Here is a 23497-nt window from a genome sequence, read left to right on the forward strand (position 1 = left end):
TATGAAGGACCAAAATATGAAAAAACAGCAAAAAACATTATCCCCATTTGAGTTAGAAGCTAAAAAACTTGTTGACAAATACGCTGATTATAAAAAAATAAAAAAAGAAGATTTTCACAACGAAATTTCGCATATGTTTAAAACTTTTACTGAGGCGCTCTTAAGGGCGGAATTAAGCCAACATTTAGGCTATGAAAAAAGTAACCGAAGCAAAAAAGGCGTGCATAGGCCAAATAAGCGAAACGGATTTTCGGACAAAACTGTGAATTATAATCATAATAGTTTTCGTCTAAAAATACCAAGAGATCGAAATGGCACTTTTGAGAACAAATTACTCGGTAAATACGAAACAAATTTAGGCGATATCGAAGAGCAAGTGTTTTCACTTTTTGCATCAGGAATGTCATATGAAAATATTGTTAACACAATAAAAAGTATCTATAAAAAAGAAATAAGTAATGCCTGAATTTCTTCAGTTACTGACAAATTATTGCCTGAAATTGAAAAGTGAAAATCGCGAAAAATTGAGAATTCCTATCCAATTTTGTACATTGATGGGATGTTTTTTAATGTTAAAGAAAACGGTGTTTTTGTCAAAAAATCACTTTATCTTATTCTTGCAATTGATTGGGACGGAAATAAAAAAGCACTGGGATTTTGGATTAAAAATACCGAATCAGCAAGTAATTGACTTGATGTTTTTAACGAACTAAAAACTCGCGGGCTGGAAGATGTTCTAATAATTTCTTGCGATAATCTAAGCGGAATTAGTCAAGCAATTGAAGCGGTTTTCCCGCAAACAGATGTTCAAAAATGTGTTGTTCACCAAATTAGAAACTCGCTTTTAAAAGTTTCTAACAAAGACAAAAAAGAGTTTGTCCTTGATATGAAAAAGATTTATCAAGCGGCTAATCAAGAATTTGCAATGCAAAATCTTGATAAATTTGCGGAAAAATGAGGCCAAAAATATCCTTCAATTATCAAGTCTTGGTATACAAATTTCGTTGAACTAACGACATTTTTTAAATATCCATATGAATTGAGGCAAGCAATTTATACGACAAATTTAATTGAGTCAATGAATAGAATAATTAGGAAAAATACAAAAACAAAAGGCGGAATTCAAAGTGTAAATTACCTTTCAAAAATAACTTATTTAACTCTCCAAAACGCATCTACAAAATGACAAAAGGTAAGAAATTGATTCATGATTAAAAAACAATTAGAAATTATTTTCCCTAATCGGTTAAATAATGTAAAATTAAATTAGATTACATTTCTATTTGAAAAATCCATAAAAATTTAAAACACAAGATTATGAACACACCCACGGGTGAATTTAAGGCATTCCATCATATTTAAAAACATAATGGAAAATTCGCACTATTTGATTTTTTTCATGCAAAAAAACATAATTAATCCCCCTAATTCAATATCAAAATTTATTAATTAATTCTTAGTGAGGTTTATTATAACATAATTTTTTCTTAGACCAAACATTTTTTTTTTTTTTTTGCAAAAGCTTAGATTTAAAATAATAAAAATTAAGGTTTGCCTCAAAAAACATGGATTTGACGGTATTTTTGCATATTTATACTCAGTAAAAAGTGAATTTTTGACATCAAATTGGAAAACTCAGGAAAAAAATAAAAACAATAAGTTAAGCCAGATTTAGGTTTATTTACTAAAAAAGGACAATAAAAAAACTTTTTAGCTAAAAAGTTTTTTTTAACGTTTTCTTGGGCTTTTTTCTTAATTTAGAGCAGAAGGAGGACGTATGAATAAAAAATTAATCCATTATGCAATCAAATATAAAGGGGATTATTTTTCAATCCAAAAGGCAATTCAACAAAATGAAGAGGTAAGTGATGAGCAAATAGAAAAAGTTGAACAATTAATTAATTCAGGGGAGGTTAGGGCAATTACAATTACAGATAAAAATTACCCTGAATCCTTACGGATTCTTAAAAACCCGCCATATGTGATATTTTATAGTGGCAATATCAAATTTTTAAATGACTTGCAGCCAAAAGCTTCACTAATTGGTGAAAATTACATTCCCCAAGTTCAAAATTTTTTTAATCGTTCACTTGATCAAATAATAAAAAGACACGTTTTAGTAACAAATGCATATAAAGGAGTGGAACAAAAAGTAATGGAATTTTTCCGTTTACATGAAATACCAATTATTGGCGTTTCAGTAAATGGGGTTGAAAATCCTTGAATGTTTGAAAATTTTAAAGACTACGATAAATTATTAATAATTTCTGAATACCCTAAGGGGGTTAATATTAATAAAAAACGACTAATCCAACGGAATCGATTAGTTGCTGCCCTTAGTAATTTTTTAGTGATTTATTCACTCAGACAAAAAGGTGGATCACAAAATCTAGTTAATTATTTTCTCGATCTTGGTAAGGAAATTTATTGCTTTTATGATGATAATTATGAGAATCTAATTGATTTTAAAGGTTCTTTTGACTTAATTTATCAAGGAGCAAATTGGATAACTGAAATCAAAGATGTGCATTACAAAATAGGAATGGGTGAAGAATAATGTATTTTTCAAGTTTATTTCAAGACACAAAAGTTGGAGGTGAGTTATCAACTCTTGCAACTACGTTGCAAAATTGAATAAAATATCTGACACAAATAGGAATGCCTGTTGTTGGCGGAATTTTAGTTGCCGCAATTGTCTTTTTTGCAACAATGCTTTCAATTACCCACGATGTTGAAAAGCGTGACAAGTGAAAAAAAGCATTAATTTGGTCTTCAATTGGATTTGTAATTATTCTAGTTGCCCTTGGATTATCAACAGTAATAATTTCTGTTGCAAGTTCAGCTGCAACTGGCGGAGTTAAAGGGTAATGTTTGGTTGACTTTTTAGTGGACTAATCAATATTATTACTTACCCATTTTTTGTTTTAGGATGGTATTTACTTGTTTATTTACCTTTTTCAGTTATTGCCTTTTTTAATTATATTTTTGAAAAAATTGGCATAAACATTATTGTCCATGCAATTTTTCATAGGCAAACTTTTTCCTTTGAAAGTCTTCCAATCGGATTTTGAATTTTTGCAATTGCCTCGATTTCAATGGGCTTTATTGTTCTTATTTTGCGATATGTTAAATTTTTAATTGTTCGCCGTAATTCTGCAGATACAGAAATTGCGGCAATGTCGAAAGTTAGTGTTGGCTCTTTTATTTTTATTTTCACTTTTCCGGTTATTTTTTTTACTTTACTAATTGGAATTCAGTCAACCTTAACAATAATAAATAATTATATCAGTGGCGACCAAAATTTAATTGATTTAATGCTAAGATCAGCATCAAACAAAATTCCTGACAGTGAAATTCAAACAATTAACCAAGATTTTAGTGTTCCATCTTATTCAACTTTTACGACAATGGAATCTGGCGAGGCGATAATTTTAATTATAACACTTTCGGCATCTTCAATTGTTGTTGCCTATATTTTAGGAATTAGTTTTATTTCACTTTTTACCGCATCAGCTCAACTTTTTATGAATTTTATAACCATGCCACTTTGAGCAGTAAGTAGCATTTGGGACGATGGTCGAAAACTAAAAACTTGAACAAGAACATTTTTTGGCCAATTTGCAGTAATTATTATTTACCAAGTTAGTTTTAATTTGTTCTTAATTTGAGTAGCTTCGACCTATAAAATTGCAGATTCAATTGATTTTGAAGGAGCGAAAGGGATATTTATCTTCCGTTTTTTGCTAAAAATATCTTTTATAATCGGGGGCGGACTGGCAATTTCTACCTTTACTCGCCAAATTGCCGCTAATTATGGACAGGCCGGAGCTGTTGAACATCATCAAAGATTGGCTTCCTCTACTCTAAAAGTTGGAGGAGTTGCGCTTGCTGGAGCAGCTGGGACAATGTTTAAATTAAACCAAAATAATCACAAAAATGCTACTGATTTAACAGGTCTACCTTCAAAATGAAATCAAAAAAAGCCTTTTGATATTGTTGATAATTCAATTCTTCCAAGCCAAAAGCAAAGTCCTTGAAGAAATGCAATGAACCTAGTTGGAATCGGGTCTGGAGTTGCTTTTGCTGCATATAAGGCTAGACCTTTGATTAAAAAGTGACGAAATTACAGAGCTAATCGGGCTTTAAATGGTGAACAAACAGGGTTAAAAAATTTTTTTAGCAAAAAAATTAATAATTTGTTCTCGAAATTTAAAAGAGCCGATTCAAGTCAAAATTTAGAGAAAAAGGCAAAAAATACTCGCTCAAGTGTTGAAAAAACATCAGAAAATCCATCATCTCAAAATAAAATCGACGAAGCAACAAACATAAATCAAAACGATTCATTATTGACTGAAAAAAATGCAACTTCTGATAATAAACAACAGCAAACTGATTCATTAAGTCAATCTAAAAATGAATCTAGTGAAGAAAAACAGCAAAAATTGGAAAAAAATGATGTTGAAATTACACCAAATTCAGATCAACAAGATAATTCTGAAAATAAATCTGATGAAAAACAGCAAACTGAAAATCCAGAAATAGTAGAAAAACCTGCAAAAAAGAAAGGTTTTTGAGCTAGATTTTGAGGTGAGTGACCCGCAGAAGAAACTAAAAAAATACGAAGAAAATCTTCTAAAACAAAAGATACAACCTCTGAAAAAGAGATTAAAAAAGTTAAAAAGAAAGAAACTAAAGCAGAAAAAGCAAGTGAATTTAAAGAAAAAAAGGTAAAAATTGGAAAAGCTGATTCAAAATTAGATGAAAAAACTAGCGACACAAAAGAAAAGGCAAAAAAAATAAAAACTAGTGAAAAAAGTAGTAACACACCTGCAACATCAGACGAAAAATCCTCAATAGCAAAAGAAGAAAATGCAAAAACTATTGAAAAAGTTGGTTCACAAATTGAACAAAATGATGAAAAAAATGACAATTTAGCGTCCAAAAAAACACGAACTAGAAGTAAAAAAGCTGAAATTAATGTTGACAGTCAAGCCCAAAATAATACTGAAATAATCTTAAATTCTGAACTAAAAACTGCTGAATCTATGCAAAATTTAAAACCAGTTAAAGATGAACTGAACGAAAATATGACTAAAAAAGATGAACAAATTCAGGACAAATCAGATAAACCATACACTAATAACGCTGAAAAACAAGAAAAAGATAAGTAAAATAATTAATACAAATTTTTTGCATTTTGAATAGGGAAATTATGAAATTACAAAATAAACGAATTAAAAATGTTCAAATCCAAATTTTTAGACACATAACGCTAATTGACATTCCAATAATTATAGTTTTGTTTTTAGTTTCTGCCTCTATTGGTTTTGCGCTGCCTGAAAATTTATTTATTTTGGTAAAAATGTTGATTTCTACGGCATTTTTCTTGTTTTGAACAGTTCCATTAATAAAATACTACAAAAATTGGGGACTAAAAGGCTATAAAATTATCTGGTATATCGCTCTTTATTTTACAAGACCTAAAGTTTATAGCAAAATTTCATCCACAAGTGCAAATACACGAAATTTATTACCATATAGCCGTGCTAAACAGGATTTTATTAAAATTTCAGGCGGTTTTATAGCTGGAATTGAAATTTATGGCCAAGATATTTTTAGCATTGGAAGTCAAAAAATTGAACAAATTCTTGAACAATTTACAACAAGTCTTAATGCTGTTAATAGTCGAATTTCGATTGTAAAAATTGCTCATCCTAATGATTTAACAAAAAATAAACTATTTTTTTTACAAAATCAGGATGAATGTAAAGCTAATTTGAACGAGAATTTTTGTCAGTTTTACAAAAATGATATTGCAAATTTTGACACTTATTTGCATCATCGTTATTTTATTGTTATTTATGAAAAGAATGATGTTAGTTTGCTCCAGCAACTTAATTTGCTCAGATCGAACATTTCATCAACAGGTTTTCGTGCTAAAACTTGCACACTTAGAGATTTACTTGATTTAAATTTGAAAATAATCAATTTTAGTGATTTTTTAAGTGATCAGGAATACAAAAAAATTCAAGAAGGCGATGATATTAGCAAATATTTGGCACAAGACCGAATTGAATGACATCCAGAACATTTTAAAATTAATGACATTTATTTTTCAGTTCAAACAATTAATGAATATCCTTTTAATCTTCCTCTTGGATGAGCAGCTCAACTTTTTTCAACAAATAGCAGCGTGGTTTGGCATTTAAATCGACTAACAAGTGCCGAAAAAGAAATAAGTTTTAACCGAGGTGCGAAAAATTTAGAATCTAATTTGAATGACCAAAAAAACGTTGTCCAAAAATCTAAAACTGCTACAGAACGAGCAGCTCTTGAAGAAATAATTAACATTGCCGGCTCTTCAAATGAAGAAATATTTTATTCGACATTCATTTTTTTGAATTGAGGGGAGACTAAATCTCAACTTAAAGAAATTGAAAGTAAAAATCGAAATAATTTAAGAAACATTGGTGGAACAATAAATCCACTAAAATACCGTCAATTGCAAGGTTTTGCTTCACTATTTTTCCGTTTTAGTAACTTTTTAAAGGAAGAAATTGAAATGCAAGCAAGTAATGTTGCTTTTGGAATTCCTTTTACATCGCGAAATTTTAATGACGGAAATTATAATATAATTGGGATTAGTAAAACTGATTATACACCTATTTTTTTCGATCTTTTTTTGCAAAATCAAGATCGAAAAAATTCAAATTGTTTCATTTTAGGAACTTCTGGCGCTGGTAAGTCAACACTGACAAAAAAATTACTAACTTATAATAAAGCGGTCGGAAATTCAGTGATTATTTTAGATCCACAAAATGAATATTGGAAAATCGGCGAAGAACTAAAAGCAAATACTATTAATTTTGCCAGTGGATCATCAACAATTTTTAACCCTTTACAAATTCAAAAAGTTTTTAATCCTCAGTCAAAAATTATTGATGAAAGTATTTATAATAACGCCGAAACTATTTCACTTCACCTGCAAAATTTAGAGCGATTTTTTGGCATTTTGCTTCCAAATTTAGATCACAAAATGCTAATGTCAATCATTGAATGTGTCAATGAAATCTATAAAAATAAGAACTTTTATACACTTTTTAATGATGTTAGCCTTCTAGAACCTAGTGAATTTCCAACTATTGATGACTTAATTGCCAATTACAAGTCAATGGATTTTTCCTACATTAGTCAGCATGAAAAAATGATTGTCTCATCAACTTTAGAATATGAATTTAGTAAATACGGGAAACTTAATCGACTTTTTAATGGGCAGAATTCCAACTTTGATATTCAAAATGGTCTTGTAATTTTTAATGTTTCAACATTGATGCATCTTGAAAAACGTATTTATCAGGCAGCATTTTTTTTGATCCTGTCATTTATAGAAGGGAAAATTGCTACAAATTTTTACAAAAATAAAAAAATTACCCTAATTGTCGACGAAGCGCACCGATTTATTGATGAATCAAACACAATCGCGCTAGATTTTTTGTTTAAAATTGCTAAAACCATTCGTAAATACAACGGTGGTTTGATCATAACAACACAAAATCCCGGCGATTTTGCAATTAGCGGTGAAGCTGCCCGAAAAAGTGAAGCTATTATTGAAAACTGCCAGTATGCTTTCTTTTTTAATTTAAAAAGTAATGATATAAATAAAGTAGACAAACTTTTTTCATCTTCAGGTGGGCTTACTGATGAAGAAAAAAAATTTATTGCACTGGCCCAAATAGGTGAGTTCATTTTTTCTGCAAATTTAAATGATCGATATATTTGTTCAGGTTATTTTAACAATGCAGAGAAAAAATTATTTTTTGATAAAGGAGATAAACTAATTAACAAAGGAGATTAATGCACAAAAAAATACCATTTTTTTTAATTTCTGGCCTTATTCCTGTGCTTTTTTTGTCAGCAGGTTACCAAAACACAGCTTATTTTAAGTTAAATAATTATGATAATTATGAAATAAAGTCTGAATTTGCAAATTTTAGTGCTCAATTTGACTTAGAAATTGAAAGACAACCTGATTCATTTAGTTTTGAGTGAATAAAAGACAACAAAATTGACTCAAAAAGTGAAATAAGAAAACTAAATTCATATTGATTTGATCGAACAATCAAAGAAAAATTTTACCAGCCAGGATCAAAACCTGAAATAAGAGATGAGAATTTAGCACCTGAATATTGCAGTCAACTTGAAAGTTGTCGAAATTGACAATTTTATTTGAGTGAATCCAGATTCAGAGATTGAAAACAAGAAACAGTTTTTAACATTTACGGCGAATATGATAAGTCAATTTTTGATCGAAATTCATTATCAATTACATCAAAAAAATATAATAAAATCAACATTTCAAACATTTTAAATGAATATGCCAAAAATAAAATTGGCGAACTTGAAAAGAATTTTAATCTTAAAAATATAAAAATAAGTCATTTAATTTACAGTGTAGGGTTTGAATTGCAAAGAGATAAAATTAAAAAATTTACTGTAAATTTGCAATATCGATATTCATACCAAAAAAGAGTTTTAAATAAGGATCTAGAGCTTGAAAAATATTTGTCTGATTTAAGGCAAAATTTTAATAACTCGATTATCAAGAATAACCAAATTTCGATAAAAATTGAAACAAATCAACAAAATAATAATGAAATACAAAGTTTTTCGCTAACTTCATCTCAAAAAGGTCTAAAAGAAATTGAAAAAAAAGTTGCTGAATTTTCAAGCGAACTTTTTAAAAAAGGAAAAAAATACAATGCAGATCTCCATTTTAACGTTATTAGCGACACGCAAATCGAATTTTTTATCAGATTTAAGCACCCACAGGATAAAAATTTTTACAATTTCCAGTTAAATAACAAGGTGAATGTACGCCCATTTTTTGAAAATAATGATAAGTTTTGAAAAAGACTGACAATTATTCCGGGTAATATTTATGATTCTAAAACTTATGAATCAAAAATTGACGAACCAGTGAAAATTTCTGAACCAAAAAGCGAAACAATCGAAGGCGGAGTTCGGAAAATATACGGCGGAAAATGAGAATATCATAATAAAATAAAGCTAAATTTCATTACAAATCCAGATGAAAATGAAATTTTATATGTCAACGGAAATCCTGTAGATGTTTTAGATCTTAATTTTGATTATGATCTTGAGGACCTAAGACTTGAACAAAAAAACCAGCAAAATTCAACAAACAGTTATAAAATTGAAATTAAAAAATTTAAAAAAGACAATAAAATACAGGATAATTCAGAATTAGTTGCTATTTATGAAATTGAATTTGTAATTAAAACAGCAAATTCAATTATGGATATAAAGTGGTTTGCTTGAGATCCAAAAAATAATAAAGATCAACAAAAATTAATTGAACCTTACTTAAAAGACAAAAATGATCAAATAATTTATGATCAATTTGGAGTTAAGGTCAAAAATCCTGAATATGATCCGTTAATTGATACAAAAACTGGGACTAAAAAACAAATTGTTTGAGTATCGACCGGCAAAAATCCTAATTCTATACCTGAAAACAGCAATTTTGCTCAACTTCCAAGCGAAATTTCACGTTTTAATTTAGGTCTTGAATCAGAATTTGGATTCATTGCAGAAGCAAGTGTTAGTGGAAAAGGCGCTAATATAGTGTTAAATTCAAATCCTGAAAATGATAAAGTTTCATCTTTTAGATATTTAGTTGACTCAGATAATAGTGAAAATTTTGAAATTTTAAACAAAAATGGCAAAAAATCAGAAAAATTCGACATTACAAATAGTGCAAATAAATATTTTTCGATTGGGGGAGTTTGACTTTTTTCTTCTAAATTTGATAAAGGACTTTCATCATATAAAATTGTTTCTATTGGTGAAAATTCAAGTTCACAACTTTTTAATGATGTTTTCCCAAATAAATCAATTATCCCTTTTTGGGAATCAAAAGCAGGCCAAATTTTAGAACAATATTTACTTCTAGAAAAAATAACAAATGAAAATATCAAAAAACTGACATATGAACAAATTTTATTATATTGAAGAAATTTTATAGATAATGTTGTAAAAACAAAGCAAATTAAGAAAATTAATCAAAAATTAGACGAAAACATCGAAATTAAAAACAAAATTGTCTTATTAGTTCAAAAAAATTTAAATTTTGAAAATTTAGAACAGACAAATAACCAAAAAATAGGTTCAAATCACGGTTTTGAGAGCTCAACAGGCAACAAAGTTCTCGAAATTAACCCAGAAATGATTTCTGAAATATCTAAATTTTTTGTAGATGACAATGAAAATTCTAGTAATATTGATATAAAAATTGAAAATATTGTTCAGGGTCAAGATAATAAATTTGATTTTGACATTAAAATAGTTAAAAAAGATGATAAAAAAGCAGAAAATTTTGAAGAAATTTTAGGTATCCTAAGTTTTTCTGACATTGAAATTAAAGATTCAGAGCAAAATAAAAATAAAGCTAAAATTAAATTTAATTTGAAAAATGACAAACATACAGTAAATCAAAATTTGCAAAATTCATCTCAAATAATTGATTACTTTTCAAATCAAGAAAATTTTGACAAAGTAAATCTGTTTTTAGAAGAAAATGACGAAAATATAATTGCCAATTTTGATCTAAAACCTGAGTTTAAAGAGCTTTTTCATTTACAAACTCCCTTTATTATTGTGAAAAAAAGCACAAAAAATAGTGAAATTTTTCAAGATTCAAGAAATATTTTTGATGAACTTTTGTTAGAGCGAATCAATCTTACTGGTATCGAGAACTTGCAAAATGCCAAAAATTTTATATTACAGCAAATCCAGGCAAGTTGAAAAGATGTTAAATACAACTATAATGTCGATTTTGTAATTGAAAATTTTGATAATGTCGTCGAAAATGTGATAAAAAATGCCGAAGAAAGTGAACAAATACCTCACAAAATTTGAAATTTGACTCTAAAAGTCAAGAAAAATCAAATTAATAAATTTTATGGATCAAAAACTATTAAACTTGTTAATATTATAGGAAGTCTAAATAACCCTAAAATTAGCAATTTAAATCAAATTAAAGCCAAAGAATTTAGTCTTTCTATTTCAAAAAACAGTGAAAATTTGGAAAATGCCATTAAAGATCATGTCTATAACCTTCTTTTGCCTGAAGAAATTGATTCAAAAAAATATTTGTACTTACAGAATATTTCACAAATTGTGAATAATTTTCGGACTAATCCAAAATTAGAAAAGGCAACACTTGTTTTAAAACCTGGAACACCTCAGCTAAATGGAAAAAAAGAACTTACTATTTTTAATTCAGATTTTACAACTTTAGGCGATCTAACTTTGGGCGGTTTAGAAAAAAATTCTGAAATTACTAAGTCAAATATTTCAAAATCCACAGCTTATTGACTAATTCCGTTAATTATTTTTTCAATAATAGGATTACTGTTTTTTGGCTTTTGGATTTACAACAAATTTATCGCAAAGTTTAAAAATTAGAAGCCTCAGAAAAATTAAATAAATTAAAATCGCAAATAGTTAATAAAAAAAAGTCTTTTACTTGAATAAAAGACTTTTTTTTATTAATAAATTTTAATTAATTTGTTGACTAAAAATAATTATAACTATTTTTTGTTAGACTTTGTTTAAGAAAGGAGTTTTTCAGATTTTTAAAAATTTTTTCAAAAAACAAAATAATAGCTGTTTTAGATAGGTTTTTTCAACTAAGAAGAAAAATTTTAGCCTTGATAGATAGAGCTAAATTTAAAAAAATATTTAAAATTCAGTCACTAAAGCTGAAGTTTTAGTTATTGAACTTTTTTAAATTTTTATATTCAAAGGTCGCAGGAGCTTTACGCCCAAAAACATTTTCAAGTTCTACTGTTATTAAGGTTTTAGTCTCATTCATCTCGATAATTTTACCAATATCGCCAGAAAAAGGACCTTGAGTCACTTTTACCCAATCGCCAATTTGTCAAGTTATTGCAGTAGTATCGTTAGTTTCTTGAAAACTAAGAACTTTTTGATTTCAATTTTCTTTCATTCGCTCGAATTGCCGAATTGAAATTGGCGTTGGTTTAGTTCCTCTACCATGAGAACCAACAAGTCCTGTTACATATTGAGTATTTCTAACAACAAATCAGGCTTTATCAACCATATTCATCTTGATAAAAAAGTAGCCCTTATATAAATTACGATATTTGAGTTTTTTTTCAGCTTTTCCGTTTGTGCTTTCCTCATAATAAGGGACATCAAATTTTATTATTTCCTGAAAGTGCTCTTCTAAATTTTCATATTTTATTCGGTTTTTAAGTAAAGTAATTGCAACATCTTCTTTTGATGAAATAGTTGAAATCATGTATCACTTATATATTTTCATAGTATTTTTTGCTCCTTTCTAAATTCCTACTCCGGCTTGATTTCAAATATAGGCAGCAATAATTGTAATTGCGAAAAAAACGGCCATAAAAATAAGTGAAAAAATTATTGTTTGCCCAAAACTTTGAAAAGCGACTCGACTTGTTGGTCATTTTACCCTTTTCATTTCTTTAATAAAAAGGCGAAAGAAAAATTTTTTTTTGCCTTTTTTTGTCTCGTCGGGGACTTTAACATTTTTTGCTTGTTTTTTTCACATTATTTTTCCTCTTGGTGTAAAGTAGATTTGCGACATATTTTACAAAATTTATTAATCTGAAGGCGAGTTTGAAGCGATTTATTTGTTTTATAGTTCCGATTTTTACAAACAAAGCAGCTTAGACTAATTTTTTTCTTCATATTAATCCTAAAAATTTAACATTACAGTCTATAATTATATATTAATTTAGGAAAAAACTTCTTAATTTATTACTTGTAGCTCGAATAAAATCATTAACCTTTTGTGTGGTGATGCCAATTTTTTTAGCAATAACATTAGTTGGAATATCTTGAATAAAAAACATTTCAAACATTTCCATCTCAAGTTCGTCAAAAGATTCGGTAATTCGGTTGTAAATATCTTGAATTTCTAGTTTGTGAAGCTCGCTTTCGACAGCAAATTCAATATTTTCAGGTAATTCATCAAGTGAAACTGAAAAATTTGCTATTTGATAGTTTTTTGTGGTAAAAGAAGTTGCATACCCTAACATAAACAGTTTAATTTTGTGAACCAAATAATTTTCAAGCGGGATACCTAAACTAGGGTCAAATTCTTCATATAACTGCACAAATTTGTCAATTGAAGCATTAAATAAGTCTTGATAAGTTATCGGTGTGAGGGCAAAAGTTTTTATCACTTGTTTTGAACAAGCTAATAAAATATGCGAATATTTGTTTAAAACGGTAAAATATCTCTTATTTTTTGCTATTTTTTTCTTACGATCTAATCACATTTTGTAAATAAAACCTCATAGTTCTTTATTTTTGTTTGTTTTTTAGATAAAAAAGTATAATTCCCGTTGCAACTGTGACGTTTAGAGAATCAATTTTACCTTCCATCGGAATAAAAAATGACTCATCGCTAGCATACAAACTACTTTTTTTAATTCCAGTAGCCTCATTGCCAACTATAATTGCACAGGGAAAATTAAACTGAATTTCATTAATTTTTTTACTTTTTTCGCCTAAATCAGTGGCATAAATTCAAAAACCTATTTTTTTTAGTTTATTAATTGCAGCTACAATTGAATTTACAAGAATAAACTTGATACCAATAAAGCCACCTGATGCAACTTTGAATGTGGTTTCATTTAGTTTAGCTGCTCGCTTTTTGGGCAAAATTATATGCTTAATTCCAAAACAATTTGCTGTTCTAATAATGTTACCGAGATTATTTTGATCATGAATATGATCAAGAATTAAAACAATTTCGGGTCTATCCTTGTTTAAAACATCAATTTCAAAAAATTTAAAGTTTTCAACAACGCCAACAAAACCTTGGTGGTTGGCAAAAACTAATTTATCTAAAAAATCTTTATTAACTATTTGTACTTTTTGGTTCGAAAAAATTGGACTATCGGGCTGTTTTAAACAGTAAATTTGTTTAAAAACAAACCCATTTTTAATTGCTTCTATCACCGAATTCTTGCCACAGATATATTTAAGCATATTTTTTCACTTTCATATGAAACGCGGAAAAAATTATGAAAAAATGAACCTTTTTCATAATTTTTCGCGATATTTATCAGCTTCTTCATATTTTTTTTGTTCAAGGAGTTTTTTTCAGATCTCAATATTTTCTTGATCTTCAGAGTTAATTTCTTTTTTTGCAAAGCTAAATCTTAGTAATTTGAATATAAAGACAATTTCTGAATTCTTTTTTTGTTTTGCTAAATTAGAAATTAAAAAAATGGCATTAGAAAATTTTTGTTCTTCAATAAGTGATAAAATTTGATCAACAAGGCTTTTTTCAATTTCTTTAGGATTAAGAATTCAGTCAAAATAAATTTTTTTGTATTTTGTTATTAATTTTTGGTGATTTTGGATTAATTCATCTGTTAAATTAATCGGGACACTAGGATTTATTGACAAAAAAATGCTACGAAGAACATCTGGGTCATATTTTTTGGCAAATTCTTTTGCAAAAATTATATTTCCGATTGATTTAGACATTTTTTTACCGTTAAAATTTACAAAGCCAACACGAATTCATTTTTTTGAAATTGGCTCATTTGTTAACGCAAAATGTTGGGCATTTTCATTTTCATGATGCGGAAAAATCAAATCAACACCACCTCCGTGAATATCCACTGAATTTTTCTCAAAATGATTATAAATAATTGCTGAACACTCAGTATGTCAGCCAGGTCTACCTAGGCCAAAAGGAGATTCAAAAAGTACGCCTTTTTTTGTTTTTTTTCACAAAACAAAATCGTTTACAGATTTACTTTGACGATCTTTTTGATACAAATTGTGGACTTTTTGTTGAGAAATTACACCGTAATTTGCAATTTTACTTGCATCAAAAACAAGGTCGCCGTTTTGGTTAAAATAAGTAAAATTTTTATCTTTTAACTCCACAATATAGTCGATAATTTTGTCAAGAATTTGCGTTACTTTTATAATTTTGTCAGGTTTTTTAACGTTAAATGTTTCAAGAACACTGAAATATTCAAAAATGTATTTTTGACTTAATTCAGCTTCAGTTAGCCCTAATTCCATTGCTTTTTCGATAATTTTGTCATCAATATCGGTGATATTTTGGATAAAATTAACTTTTTTGCCAAAGTATTTTCATACTGAAACTAAAAAATCAAACACAATTACCGACCTTAAATTGCCGATGTGAACGTGATTATAAACCGTAGGACCGCAAAGATAAACATTCAAATTACTTTTAGTTGAGCTCATAATTCGTTAATTTTTTAACTAAATCAGTGTAATTAGGTATAATTTTACCAATTTTTTCCCAAAAAAGCTTGCCGTGGTTGCGAAAAAAATGGTGAACTACCTCATGAACAATTACATAATCGATAATTTCCTTGGAAAATGCAAATAAATATTTGCTATAATGAATTTTTTGACGATAATAATTGGTGCCTCATGATGTATTTTTTCGCGATAATTTGACTATATAATCAGGGACTTCTAAGGTTTTGGTTCAAAATTTTGTTCGCTGAATCAGGTAGTCTTCAAAATGTTTCATTAACAGTTTTTCAATTTTAGCCTCAATATTTTTTGGCCGACCTAAGGAAAAAATAGCAAACTGACTTTGCAAATAGAGTTTATTTTTTGTTTTTATTAGACTAAAATAGTTTTTTTTACCAAAAAGGTAAAAAAAAGATTCAGAAAAGTGCAAAACTTGTCTTAGTGGCAAAATATTTATAATTTTATTAAAATATTTTGAATTTCTGACACTCCTGATTAAAACTTCATCACTTAGAATAAGTCCGGTCTGAACCAAAATATAGTCATCAACTAATTTAACTATCAGGCGCGAACTTTTAGGCCTGAATTCAACAAAAATAGGATAATTTTGGCCATTTAGGTCTATTTTTAGTTCGCGAAACTTAGCTTTTTTGTTGGAATTCATTTTTAGTTATTTTTAGTTCGATTGTATTTGCGCTTTTGTCAATAATTTCAAATTCAAGTTTGTATGTTGGCCAGTCAAAATAGAATTTCGCCCCTAAAACCAGCTTTTTTTTCGAACTTTGGGATAAAAGTCACTGATTTAAATTTTTAAAATTAACAGGAAGATTGACCGCTAAAATTTTGTTAATTGTCAAAATAGAAGTTTCAGCTTTTGTTGTAATTTGATTTGGACTAATTTGATAAAAATCAAGGTCATCGCGATAGTCATACTCGTCATAAATTGGGCCTAAAAGACACTCGAGAATATCTTCAAATGTAAGAATTCCAACGATTTTTTGTGATTTATTTGACTCAACTACAAAGCCTAAATGAGATTTTGATTTTTTCAAAATCTCATAATTTGTTTTAATCAAAGAAGTCGAAAGAAGAAGAGGTGTTTTTATTATATGGTCATTGATATCAAATTTATCAAGGTGTAAAATGTCTTTTGAAAGTAAAATTCCAACAAAATTGTCATCTTTTCAAACAGGAATTCGAGAAAAATTTGAGTCAATTATTACTTCTTTGATCGACTCAAGACTATCTTCATATTTTACAAAGACAACATCTTCAAGTTTGGTAAAATGTTTGGCTGTTGTAAAAGAGTCAAATTCAAGCGCTCGAATTGCCAAGTCAGATTCATCTTTTTCAAGAACATCTTCTTGGTGAGCTTGTAAAATTATTTTTTTTAGCTCATTTTCCGTGTTTGTTACATTGATTTTTTTGACAAATTTAGTCATTAAAGCCGCTAGTGGAAATAAAAAGTAGTAAAAAAAAGTAATAAAAAATCAAAAAGCTTTTAAAAATAAAATCGGTTTTTTTCGCCCGAAAATTTTAGGGTAAATTTCGCCAAAAATTATTAACGGCGGAGTTGTTGCTGCTATTGAAATTAAAATTTGTAGCGATTCATTAATTGCTAAATTTGAAAAAAGTGCCGAAATTATGATAGAAATTCCGATGTTGACAATGTTGTTTCAAATTAGAATAATTGTTAGTGTTTTTTCATAATTGTCATAATATTTAAGAATTTGCTTTTTTCCTCAAAAAGAATCAGAAATATTTTCATCAACTTTAGCCCGACTTGTGGCGGTAAAAACGGTTTCACTTGCTGAAAAAATGGCCGAAATTAAAAATAAAAATAATAAAACAATTCCTAAAGCAATAAAATAACCCGGCATTAGTCCTCTAATCCTAAATTTATATCATTTTTATTTTTGTTTGCAACATTAAAATCAAGGGCAGCAATAAACTGGCCAATTTCAGGCAAAAAATTAAAAAATAAGGTTCCAGTTGGACCATTTCTGTGTTTTGCGATAATTAATTTTGTATTTGGACCGCTGTCAAAATTAGACTGATCATCTTCTCTTTTATTATAATAGTTGTCGCGGTGTAAAAAAGCAACAAGGTCAGCATCTTGCTCAATTGCTCCAGATTCACGCAAATCTGAAAGTAAAGGAGTTTTATCCTCCCTTCGTTCAACATTTCTTGAAAGTTGCGACAGAGCAATAATCGGCGTATTAACTGCTCGAGCTAGTTGTTTTAATTTTCGGGAAATAATTGAAACCTCGACTTGACGGTTGTAATTTTGATTATTTGCACTTGAATTTATAAGTTGTAAATAGTCAAAAATAATAAGATCATATTTGATATTGTTGCGATAGCGTTTTTGAACTTCTCAAAAAATGTCGTCAATATTGATCGAACCTGAGTCATTTATGGTCAATTTTGCCTCTTTTAGTCGTTTTGAGATTGCTTTTTCAATTTTTATTAAATCTTCAGGGCGTAAGTTTTTCGGTGTTTTGAATTTATTGGCCTCAATTCCTGAGACAAGTGATAAAAGCCGAGTTCCTAAATCTGTGTTTGACATTTCAAGGGCAAAAAATAGCACAGATTTTCCACTTTTGCAAACATTTCAGGCCAAATTAAGGGCAAAAGCTGTTTTTCCAACTGAGGGTCGAGCTGCCAAAATTACAAGTTCACCCCTTTGAAAACCAGAAGTTACAACATCTAAATTGTCATAGCCAGTCGAAATTCCTTTAATAACATTTTGACTTGTGCGAAGTTCGGTAATAAATTGAAAAATTTCCTGGGCAATTTCATAAATTGAATAAAAAGACTGTTTGGTGCTGTCTAAAGTCAAAAGATTAATTTTGTCAACAATTTGACTTGTAATTTCAATGGAAGTTTTTTTACCAAAATCTAGTTCGTGACTTGATTCTTCAATGATTTTTTTGAGCTGACGTAGAGTTTTTTTTTCGCTGACAATCCTCAAGTGCGAAGTAATTTCTGAAGGCAGAGAAAAATTATTATTATAAAGTCAAATTATGAAGGACTTTCCGCCTATTTTTTCCAGCTTTTGATTTTTTTGCAGTTCTTCAATTATTAAATTAACTTCAGGATCAGGCACGCTGGCAACAACAGTTTTAATTGCTTTTGCAATCTCAACTAGTCTTAGATCGCTAAAATCATTAGGGTCAATTGCATCAATATAATTGATAATTTTTCTGGGATTTGAAAGCAAAAAAGAAATTATAAAGGACTCAATATCAGGGGAAGTATATCGCGAATTATTCATCTTTTACAACGTTTATTTTTAAAGTAGCACTAATTTCTGGACTTAATTTAACAGTAACATAACTTGTTCCAAAATTGGAAATTCCTGGCGTTTGAATTAAGTGCTTATCAATAAAAATATCTTTGGTCTCAAGCTCCTTTTTTATTTTTTTAGCCGAAATTGCGCCGTGGACTGAATCAAGTGTCCCTTTTAATTTAAATCACAAAACAGTATTTTCAATTTGAGTTTTGAGTTGAACTGCCTGATTTTTTTTATTTTCCTTTTCAGCTTCAATTTTTTTTAGTCTTTCTTTTAAAAGTTTTTCAGTTCTTGGATTAAAAGGTTCTGCCAAATTATTTTTAAACAAATAATTGCTAGCATAACCAGCTGAAACCTCAACAACACTGTTTGCACGACCATCTTTTGTGTCTTTAAGTAGAATTACTTTCATATTCTCTCCTTTGAATTGCAAGTTTAATATTTTCAACAAATTCAGAAAAAGTCTCAACTGTTGAATAAGCAGCTGCTGAAGTTACATTTCCGCCTCCACCAACTTGCTCTGCTATATATTGAACATTAACATTTTCAACACCTCGAGCTGACATTTTATAATTTTTTTGTTGTGGTAATTTTGCCACAACAAAGGCAGCTTGCCGATTTTTAACTAACAAAATTTGCTCACAAGCAATCGAGACTAAATCAGTTTCAATTTCCCGGTCAAGACTTGCAAGAAAAAAACCTGGCTTAACTTCGGTGACATTTTCAAGAATTTCTTTAATAATTTTTGACTCATTTTCATTAAGTTTGAGAAATTCACCAGTTTTTGCAGTTTTTGCACCTCAACGAACAAGGGCGGAAACGGCCGCAAAAGTCGAGGCACTGGCAGTTTTTTTAAACTGAGCCGAGTCAACATATAAGCCATTAAGCAAAATTTGGGCTCATTCTTGATCAATGCTGATATCTGAGTGAATTGTTAGCAAAATTAAGTGCGTAATAATTTCACATGTTGATGAAGATGAGACATCAATATAGTCATGAATTAATTCCAAAATCCCTTGCATTTTGGAATTAATTCCGTGATGATCAAAGACAAAAACATTTTCCAAATTGATTTGATCAAGAGCTTTTTTGTTTTCAATTCGCTCAACATCAGAAACATCAACTAAAATGGCAAGGCAAGTATCGTTATTTTTTGAGGCCATTGTAATTTTTGAGGCAACTGAACGCGATATAAAAATATTTTTCTTGATAAAATCAGCTTGCGATAAAAATCTTGTCGTTGTTGTGTCAAAAGTCTGGTTTTGAATATAAAAATTAATTTTTCTTTTGTAAATAACTTCAGCATATCTTTTTAAAAAATTACCCAAAACATAACCAGAACCAAATGAATCTAAGTCAGAATTAATGTGCCCATAAATTATTATATTATCAATTTTTTCGAGTTTTTCAACCAAAAGTCGTGCAATTCTTCTAAGTCTAACAAGCGAATGGAGGCTGAGAGATTCACTATAAGAACCATAAGAAAAAGGCCTTTTTCCATAAGGATAAATTGAAACTTGATTTCCACCACGAGTTTTTGAAAAAATTAAAGCCTCATTTGCTAGTCTTTTTACTTCCACTAAATTTGTTGTGCCAAATCCAAAGCCGACTGAAAATCAAACTTCGGTTGTATCATCAATTTTAGTGCTCTCGTCGCGAAAAATGTAAAAATGATTTTTTTGTCAAAGCACAAAAGTTTCATAATGTAAAACTAACATAATCCGGCCGTCTGCGTATTCTTTGTACAAAAATTTATATTTTTGTGACAATTTTTCAAAAAAATCATTAATAAAAATTTTGATTTTAGGGTAGTCTTGATCGCTACTGCGAAAATTTGTTGAGACAAAATTATCAACCTCAACCTCGGCAAAAACAAGCGAATTATTTTCATAACCTTGCGAAATTGACTTAAAAAGTGTGATATCACGATAAGAAATTCAATATGCAAATTTATTATAATTAATTTCAAATCAGTTATTTCCCCTTTTTATTTCAAATTTTGGTGGAATATCTTCAACCTTTTTATATTGGGGAAAAAGATAAAAAATATCACGATTCACTAATCTTTCTGGGTATAAATCTTTAACGTATTTGGAAACTTTTGTAATTTTGTAAGTTGAAGATAAATTGATAATTCCAATATTATTTTCCTCGTTAATAAGGTCGAATTTTTGGTAATAAAAGTGATTTTGCTTAATTACAAATTGGTAAAAAACAACAATTCCAACCGTTAGCGAGATAATAAAAATTATGAAAATTCCGACAGCTAATGTGAAAAAAAGGTAAAAATCAAAAGCATCATTAAAAATAACTTTTAATAATAAAGTCGTAATTTCAAGTAAAAAGCTTATAAAAGAAATTGAAAACGGGAAAAGAAATTTTTTCATGAGTGCTTATTTTTTTACAATGAAATTTAAGATTTTTTTAGGTACAAAAATGGTCTTAACTATTGAGTGATTTTCTAAAAAATGCTGTATTTTATAGTGTTTTTTGGCAATTTCGATAATTTGATCTTGACTTTGGTCGTCATTTAATTCGAGAATTACTCTAGTTTTACCGTTTATTGAAACAGGTAAATTATAAGTATTTTTTACAATTTTAGCCTTGTCAAACTGAGGCCAACTGTGAAAATGAAGCGGTTTTTGCTCTAATTTTTCTAACAGTTCCTCTGAAATATGAGGGGCAAAAATTGACAAAATTACTAAAAAATCAACAAGATATTTTTTTGACGGTATTGAATCAAGCTTACTTAAAAAATTAATATACACCATTAATTTAGAAATAGCAACATTAAATTTAAAATCCTGGACTAAATTAGTAATTTCAAAGACAAAATTATTATAAAAGTAGCTAAATTCAGAGTCTTTTTCGAGCTCAGGATCAATTTTGTAATCTTTTAAAATAATTCTAATAACCCTTTGAATTCAAGCATAAATTGAATTTGCACCTTTTTCATCCCAGGCACGATTTTCATTAATTGGACCCATAAACATTAGAAAAATTCGAACACTATCAGCACCATATTTATCTAAAACTGTGTAAGGATTTATAATATTTCCTTTGGATTTAGACATTTTTTGCCCGTCCGGTCCGAGTAACATTCCTTGGTGAATAACTCTATCAAAAGGTTCAAAATTTGGAACAATTCCAGCTTCAAATAAAACTTTATGTCAAAAACGCGAATAAAGTAAATGGCCAACTGCATGTTCTTGTCCGCCGATATAAATGTCAACTGGAAGTCATTTTTGCAGTTTTTTATAAGCTTCTTTTGAGTCTAATTTTAAATAAGTGCCGTCATTTTGTTTTAAAATATAAGCAAGATAATACCATGAACTTCCGGCTCATTGGGGCATTGTGTTAGTTTCGCGGCGGTAGATTTTTCCGTTTTTTTCAAAAAAAACTCAATCTTTTTGTAAGGCAAGTGGGGACTGACCATCGCCTGAGGGAACAATTTTTTCTAAATGAGGGAGTTCGACAATTTTTTCTTCAAGATAGATTTTGCCATCTTGATCAAAATAAACAGGAAAAGGCTCTCCTCAATATCTTTGTCTTGAAAAAACTCAGTCCTTAATTTTATAAGAAATACTTTTTTTTGCTAGATTTAATTTTTCTAACTTTTCAAAAATTAATTTTGAAGCACTTTGGGCTTCGAAATTATTAAATTCTGCTGAATTTATCAGGAGATTTTGGTCATTTATTACTTCTAAATAGTCAATTGCAAAAATTTTAGCAAATTCTAAGTCATTTAAATTATGAGCTGGAACTCCCATAATTGCCGAGGTTCCGTAGTCATTTAGCACATAATTTGCAATATAAAGCGGAATTTTTTGAAAAGTTAAGGGGTGAATCATGTATAAATTAGTAAATATACCAGAAATTTGACTTTGAAGTTTGGGACTAGAAAAACTGTTTTTTTCAATAAAGTCCTTAATTTCAACATCTTTTTTTGCAAGATTTGTTGCAAAATCATGCAAGGGTGAAATAGCTAAAAAACTAACACCATAAATAGTCTCAATTTTTGTTGTAAATATTTCAATAAAATCTTGACTATTTTCAAAGTAAAACTTAAGAATAACGCCTTGGGACTTGCCGATTCATTTTTGTTGGAGCAACTTTAGTGAGTCAGGGAAATTTATACTCTCAAGTCCATCAAGCAATTTTTGGGCATACTTTGTGATTTTTAGCACCCACTGATCCATTTTTTTAATTTCAACAGGAAAACTGCCTCGTTCACTTACTAAATTGCCGTCTTTGTCACGACTTATTTCTTCATTTGCTAAAACTGTACCTAATTTTGGGCATCAATTTACTTGTGTCTGGCGAATTTCAGCTAGGCCAACCTTGTATAAAAGCTTAAAAATTCACTGGGTTTGCTCATAAAATTTTGGATCACTTGTGTTAATTTCTTTGCTTCAGTCATATGAAAAACCAAAAGAATTTATTTGCTCTTTAAAATTTTCAATATTTTTATTAGTAAAATCTGCAGGATGGTTGCCTGTTTGAATTGCATATTGTTCAGCCGGAAGACCAAAGGCATCTCAACCCATCGGGTGAAGAACATCAAAACCATTAAGCCGTTTAAATCTTGCAATTATATCTGATGCTGTATATCCAATTGGATGCCCTAGATGCAATCCAGCTGCCGAAGGATAAGGAAACATATCTAAAATATAGATTTTTTTATCTGAAGATTCACTCGTTTGAAAAACGTTATTTTTTTGCCAATAGTTTTGTCATTTTTTTTCTATTAATTTATGGTCATACATGATACTAAATATTAAATTATAATATAAAAAGGCTAAAATGAGTGCAAAGTTATACAAAATTAGTGGTTTTGTGATAAATCCAAAGCTCTAAATAGAAAAACTAATA

Annotated in this window: 18 protein-coding genes; 6 read left to right on the plus strand and 12 right to left on the minus strand. The window is 28.9% G+C overall.

Annotated elements, in window-relative coordinates; all coding sequences use genetic code 4:
- Positions 1–16 precede the first annotated feature (16 nt).
- From V3249_RS03385 to V3249_RS03410, 6 genes are all read left to right on the plus strand, one after another.
- On the plus strand, positions 17–1270 hold the full coding sequence (locus V3249_RS03385) for an IS256 family transposase (protein ID WP_341517461.1): 1254 nt from the start codon (positions 17–19) through the stop codon (positions 1268–1270).
- 507 nt (positions 1271–1777) lie between these two features.
- A complete protein-coding gene (locus V3249_RS03390; protein WP_303438921.1) occupies positions 1778–2557 on the plus strand; it encodes a DNA-processing protein DprA in 780 nt (259 codons plus the stop codon).
- Positions 2557–2868: an Mbov_0395 family pilin-like conjugal transfer protein gene (locus V3249_RS03395; protein ID WP_341517499.1), complete on the plus strand. Its 312-nt coding sequence runs from the start codon at positions 2557–2559 to the stop codon at positions 2866–2868. The genes V3249_RS03390 and V3249_RS03395 overlap by 1 nt, the downstream gene beginning before the upstream one ends.
- Entirely contained in the window at positions 2868–5171 is a 2304-nt protein-coding gene (locus V3249_RS03400; RefSeq protein ID WP_341517500.1) for an Mbov_0396 family ICE element transmembrane protein, read from the plus strand. Before V3249_RS03395 ends, V3249_RS03400 begins: the two co-directional genes overlap by 1 nt.
- Before the next feature lie 41 nt (positions 5172–5212).
- The gene (locus V3249_RS03405) at positions 5213–7855 is read left to right on the plus strand and encodes an Mbov_0397 family ICE element conjugal transfer ATPase (protein ID WP_341517501.1); all 2643 of its coding nucleotides are present in this window, start codon (positions 5213–5215) and stop codon (positions 7853–7855) included.
- A complete protein-coding gene (locus V3249_RS03410) occupies positions 7855–11487 on the plus strand; it encodes an Mbov_0399 family ICE element protein (RefSeq protein ID WP_341517502.1) in 3633 nt (1210 codons plus the stop codon). Before V3249_RS03405 ends, V3249_RS03410 begins: the two co-directional genes overlap by 1 nt.
- Positions 11488–11791: 304 nt before the next feature.
- Here the strand turns inward: V3249_RS03410 and nusG are convergent, their stop codons facing one another.
- Genes nusG through leuS form a run of 12 tightly spaced genes read right to left on the minus strand, consistent with a single transcriptional unit; the run spans position 11792 to position 23391 of the window.
- The gene (gene nusG, locus V3249_RS03415; protein ID WP_313363117.1) at positions 11792–12367 is read right to left on the minus strand and encodes a transcription termination/antitermination protein NusG; all 576 of its coding nucleotides are present in this window, start codon (positions 12365–12367) and stop codon (positions 11792–11794) included.
- 18 nt (positions 12368–12385) lie between these two features.
- A complete protein-coding gene (gene secE / locus V3249_RS03420; RefSeq protein ID WP_341517503.1) occupies positions 12386–12658 on the minus strand; it encodes a preprotein translocase subunit SecE in 273 nt (90 codons plus the stop codon).
- A complete protein-coding gene (gene rpmG, locus V3249_RS03425; protein WP_010320912.1) occupies positions 12622–12762 on the minus strand; it encodes a 50S ribosomal protein L33 in 141 nt (46 codons plus the stop codon). The genes secE and rpmG overlap by 37 nt, the downstream gene beginning before the upstream one ends.
- 41 nt (positions 12763–12803) lie before the next feature.
- Positions 12804–13355, minus strand: coding sequence for a sigma-70 family RNA polymerase sigma factor (locus V3249_RS03430; protein ID WP_044284027.1), 552 nt, complete (start codon positions 13353–13355; stop codon positions 12804–12806).
- Between the two features lie 25 nt (positions 13356–13380).
- Positions 13381–14070 carry a 23S rRNA (guanosine(2251)-2'-O)-methyltransferase RlmB gene (rlmB, locus tag V3249_RS03435; protein WP_337896815.1) on the minus strand — a complete coding sequence of 230 codons (690 nt, stop codon included), beginning with the start codon at positions 14068–14070 and terminating at the stop codon, positions 13381–13383.
- Positions 14071–14103: 33 nt separating this feature from the next.
- Positions 14104–15312 (minus strand): cysteine--tRNA ligase, encoded by a 1209-nt coding sequence (gene cysS, locus V3249_RS03440; protein ID WP_337896814.1) that lies wholly within the window; start codon positions 15310–15312, stop codon positions 14104–14106.
- The gene (locus V3249_RS03445) at positions 15299–15994 is read right to left on the minus strand and encodes a YgjP-like metallopeptidase domain-containing protein (RefSeq protein ID WP_337896813.1); all 696 of its coding nucleotides are present in this window, start codon (positions 15992–15994) and stop codon (positions 15299–15301) included. Before V3249_RS03445 ends, cysS begins: the two co-directional genes overlap by 14 nt.
- Positions 15972–17210, minus strand: coding sequence for a CNNM domain-containing protein (locus V3249_RS03450; protein ID WP_313414064.1), 1239 nt, complete (start codon positions 17208–17210; stop codon positions 15972–15974). Before V3249_RS03450 ends, V3249_RS03445 begins: the two co-directional genes overlap by 23 nt.
- Positions 17210–18607 carry a replicative DNA helicase gene (gene dnaB / locus V3249_RS03455; protein ID WP_129644554.1) on the minus strand — a complete coding sequence of 466 codons (1398 nt, stop codon included), beginning with the start codon at positions 18605–18607 and terminating at the stop codon, positions 17210–17212. Before dnaB ends, V3249_RS03450 begins: the two co-directional genes overlap by 1 nt.
- A complete protein-coding gene (gene rplI / locus V3249_RS03460) occupies positions 18600–19037 on the minus strand; it encodes a 50S ribosomal protein L9 (protein WP_277446613.1) in 438 nt (145 codons plus the stop codon). The genes dnaB and rplI overlap by 8 nt, the downstream gene beginning before the upstream one ends.
- Complete coding sequence (locus V3249_RS03465) at positions 19018–21012, minus strand: DHH family phosphoesterase (protein WP_129644558.1); 1995 nt, start codon at positions 21010–21012, stop codon at positions 19018–19020. The genes rplI and V3249_RS03465 overlap by 20 nt, the downstream gene beginning before the upstream one ends.
- Positions 21013–21018: 6 nt before the next feature.
- Positions 21019–23391 carry a leucine--tRNA ligase gene (gene leuS, locus V3249_RS03470; protein ID WP_337902514.1) on the minus strand — a complete coding sequence of 791 codons (2373 nt, stop codon included), beginning with the start codon at positions 23389–23391 and terminating at the stop codon, positions 21019–21021.
- Between the last annotated feature and the right edge of the window lie 106 nt (positions 23392–23497).

The sequence above is a fragment of the Mesomycoplasma ovipneumoniae genome, from assembly GCF_038095995.1.
GTDB classification, from domain to species: domain Bacteria; phylum Bacillota_I; class Bacilli_A; order Mycoplasmatales; family Metamycoplasmataceae; genus Mesomycoplasma; species Mesomycoplasma ovipneumoniae_F.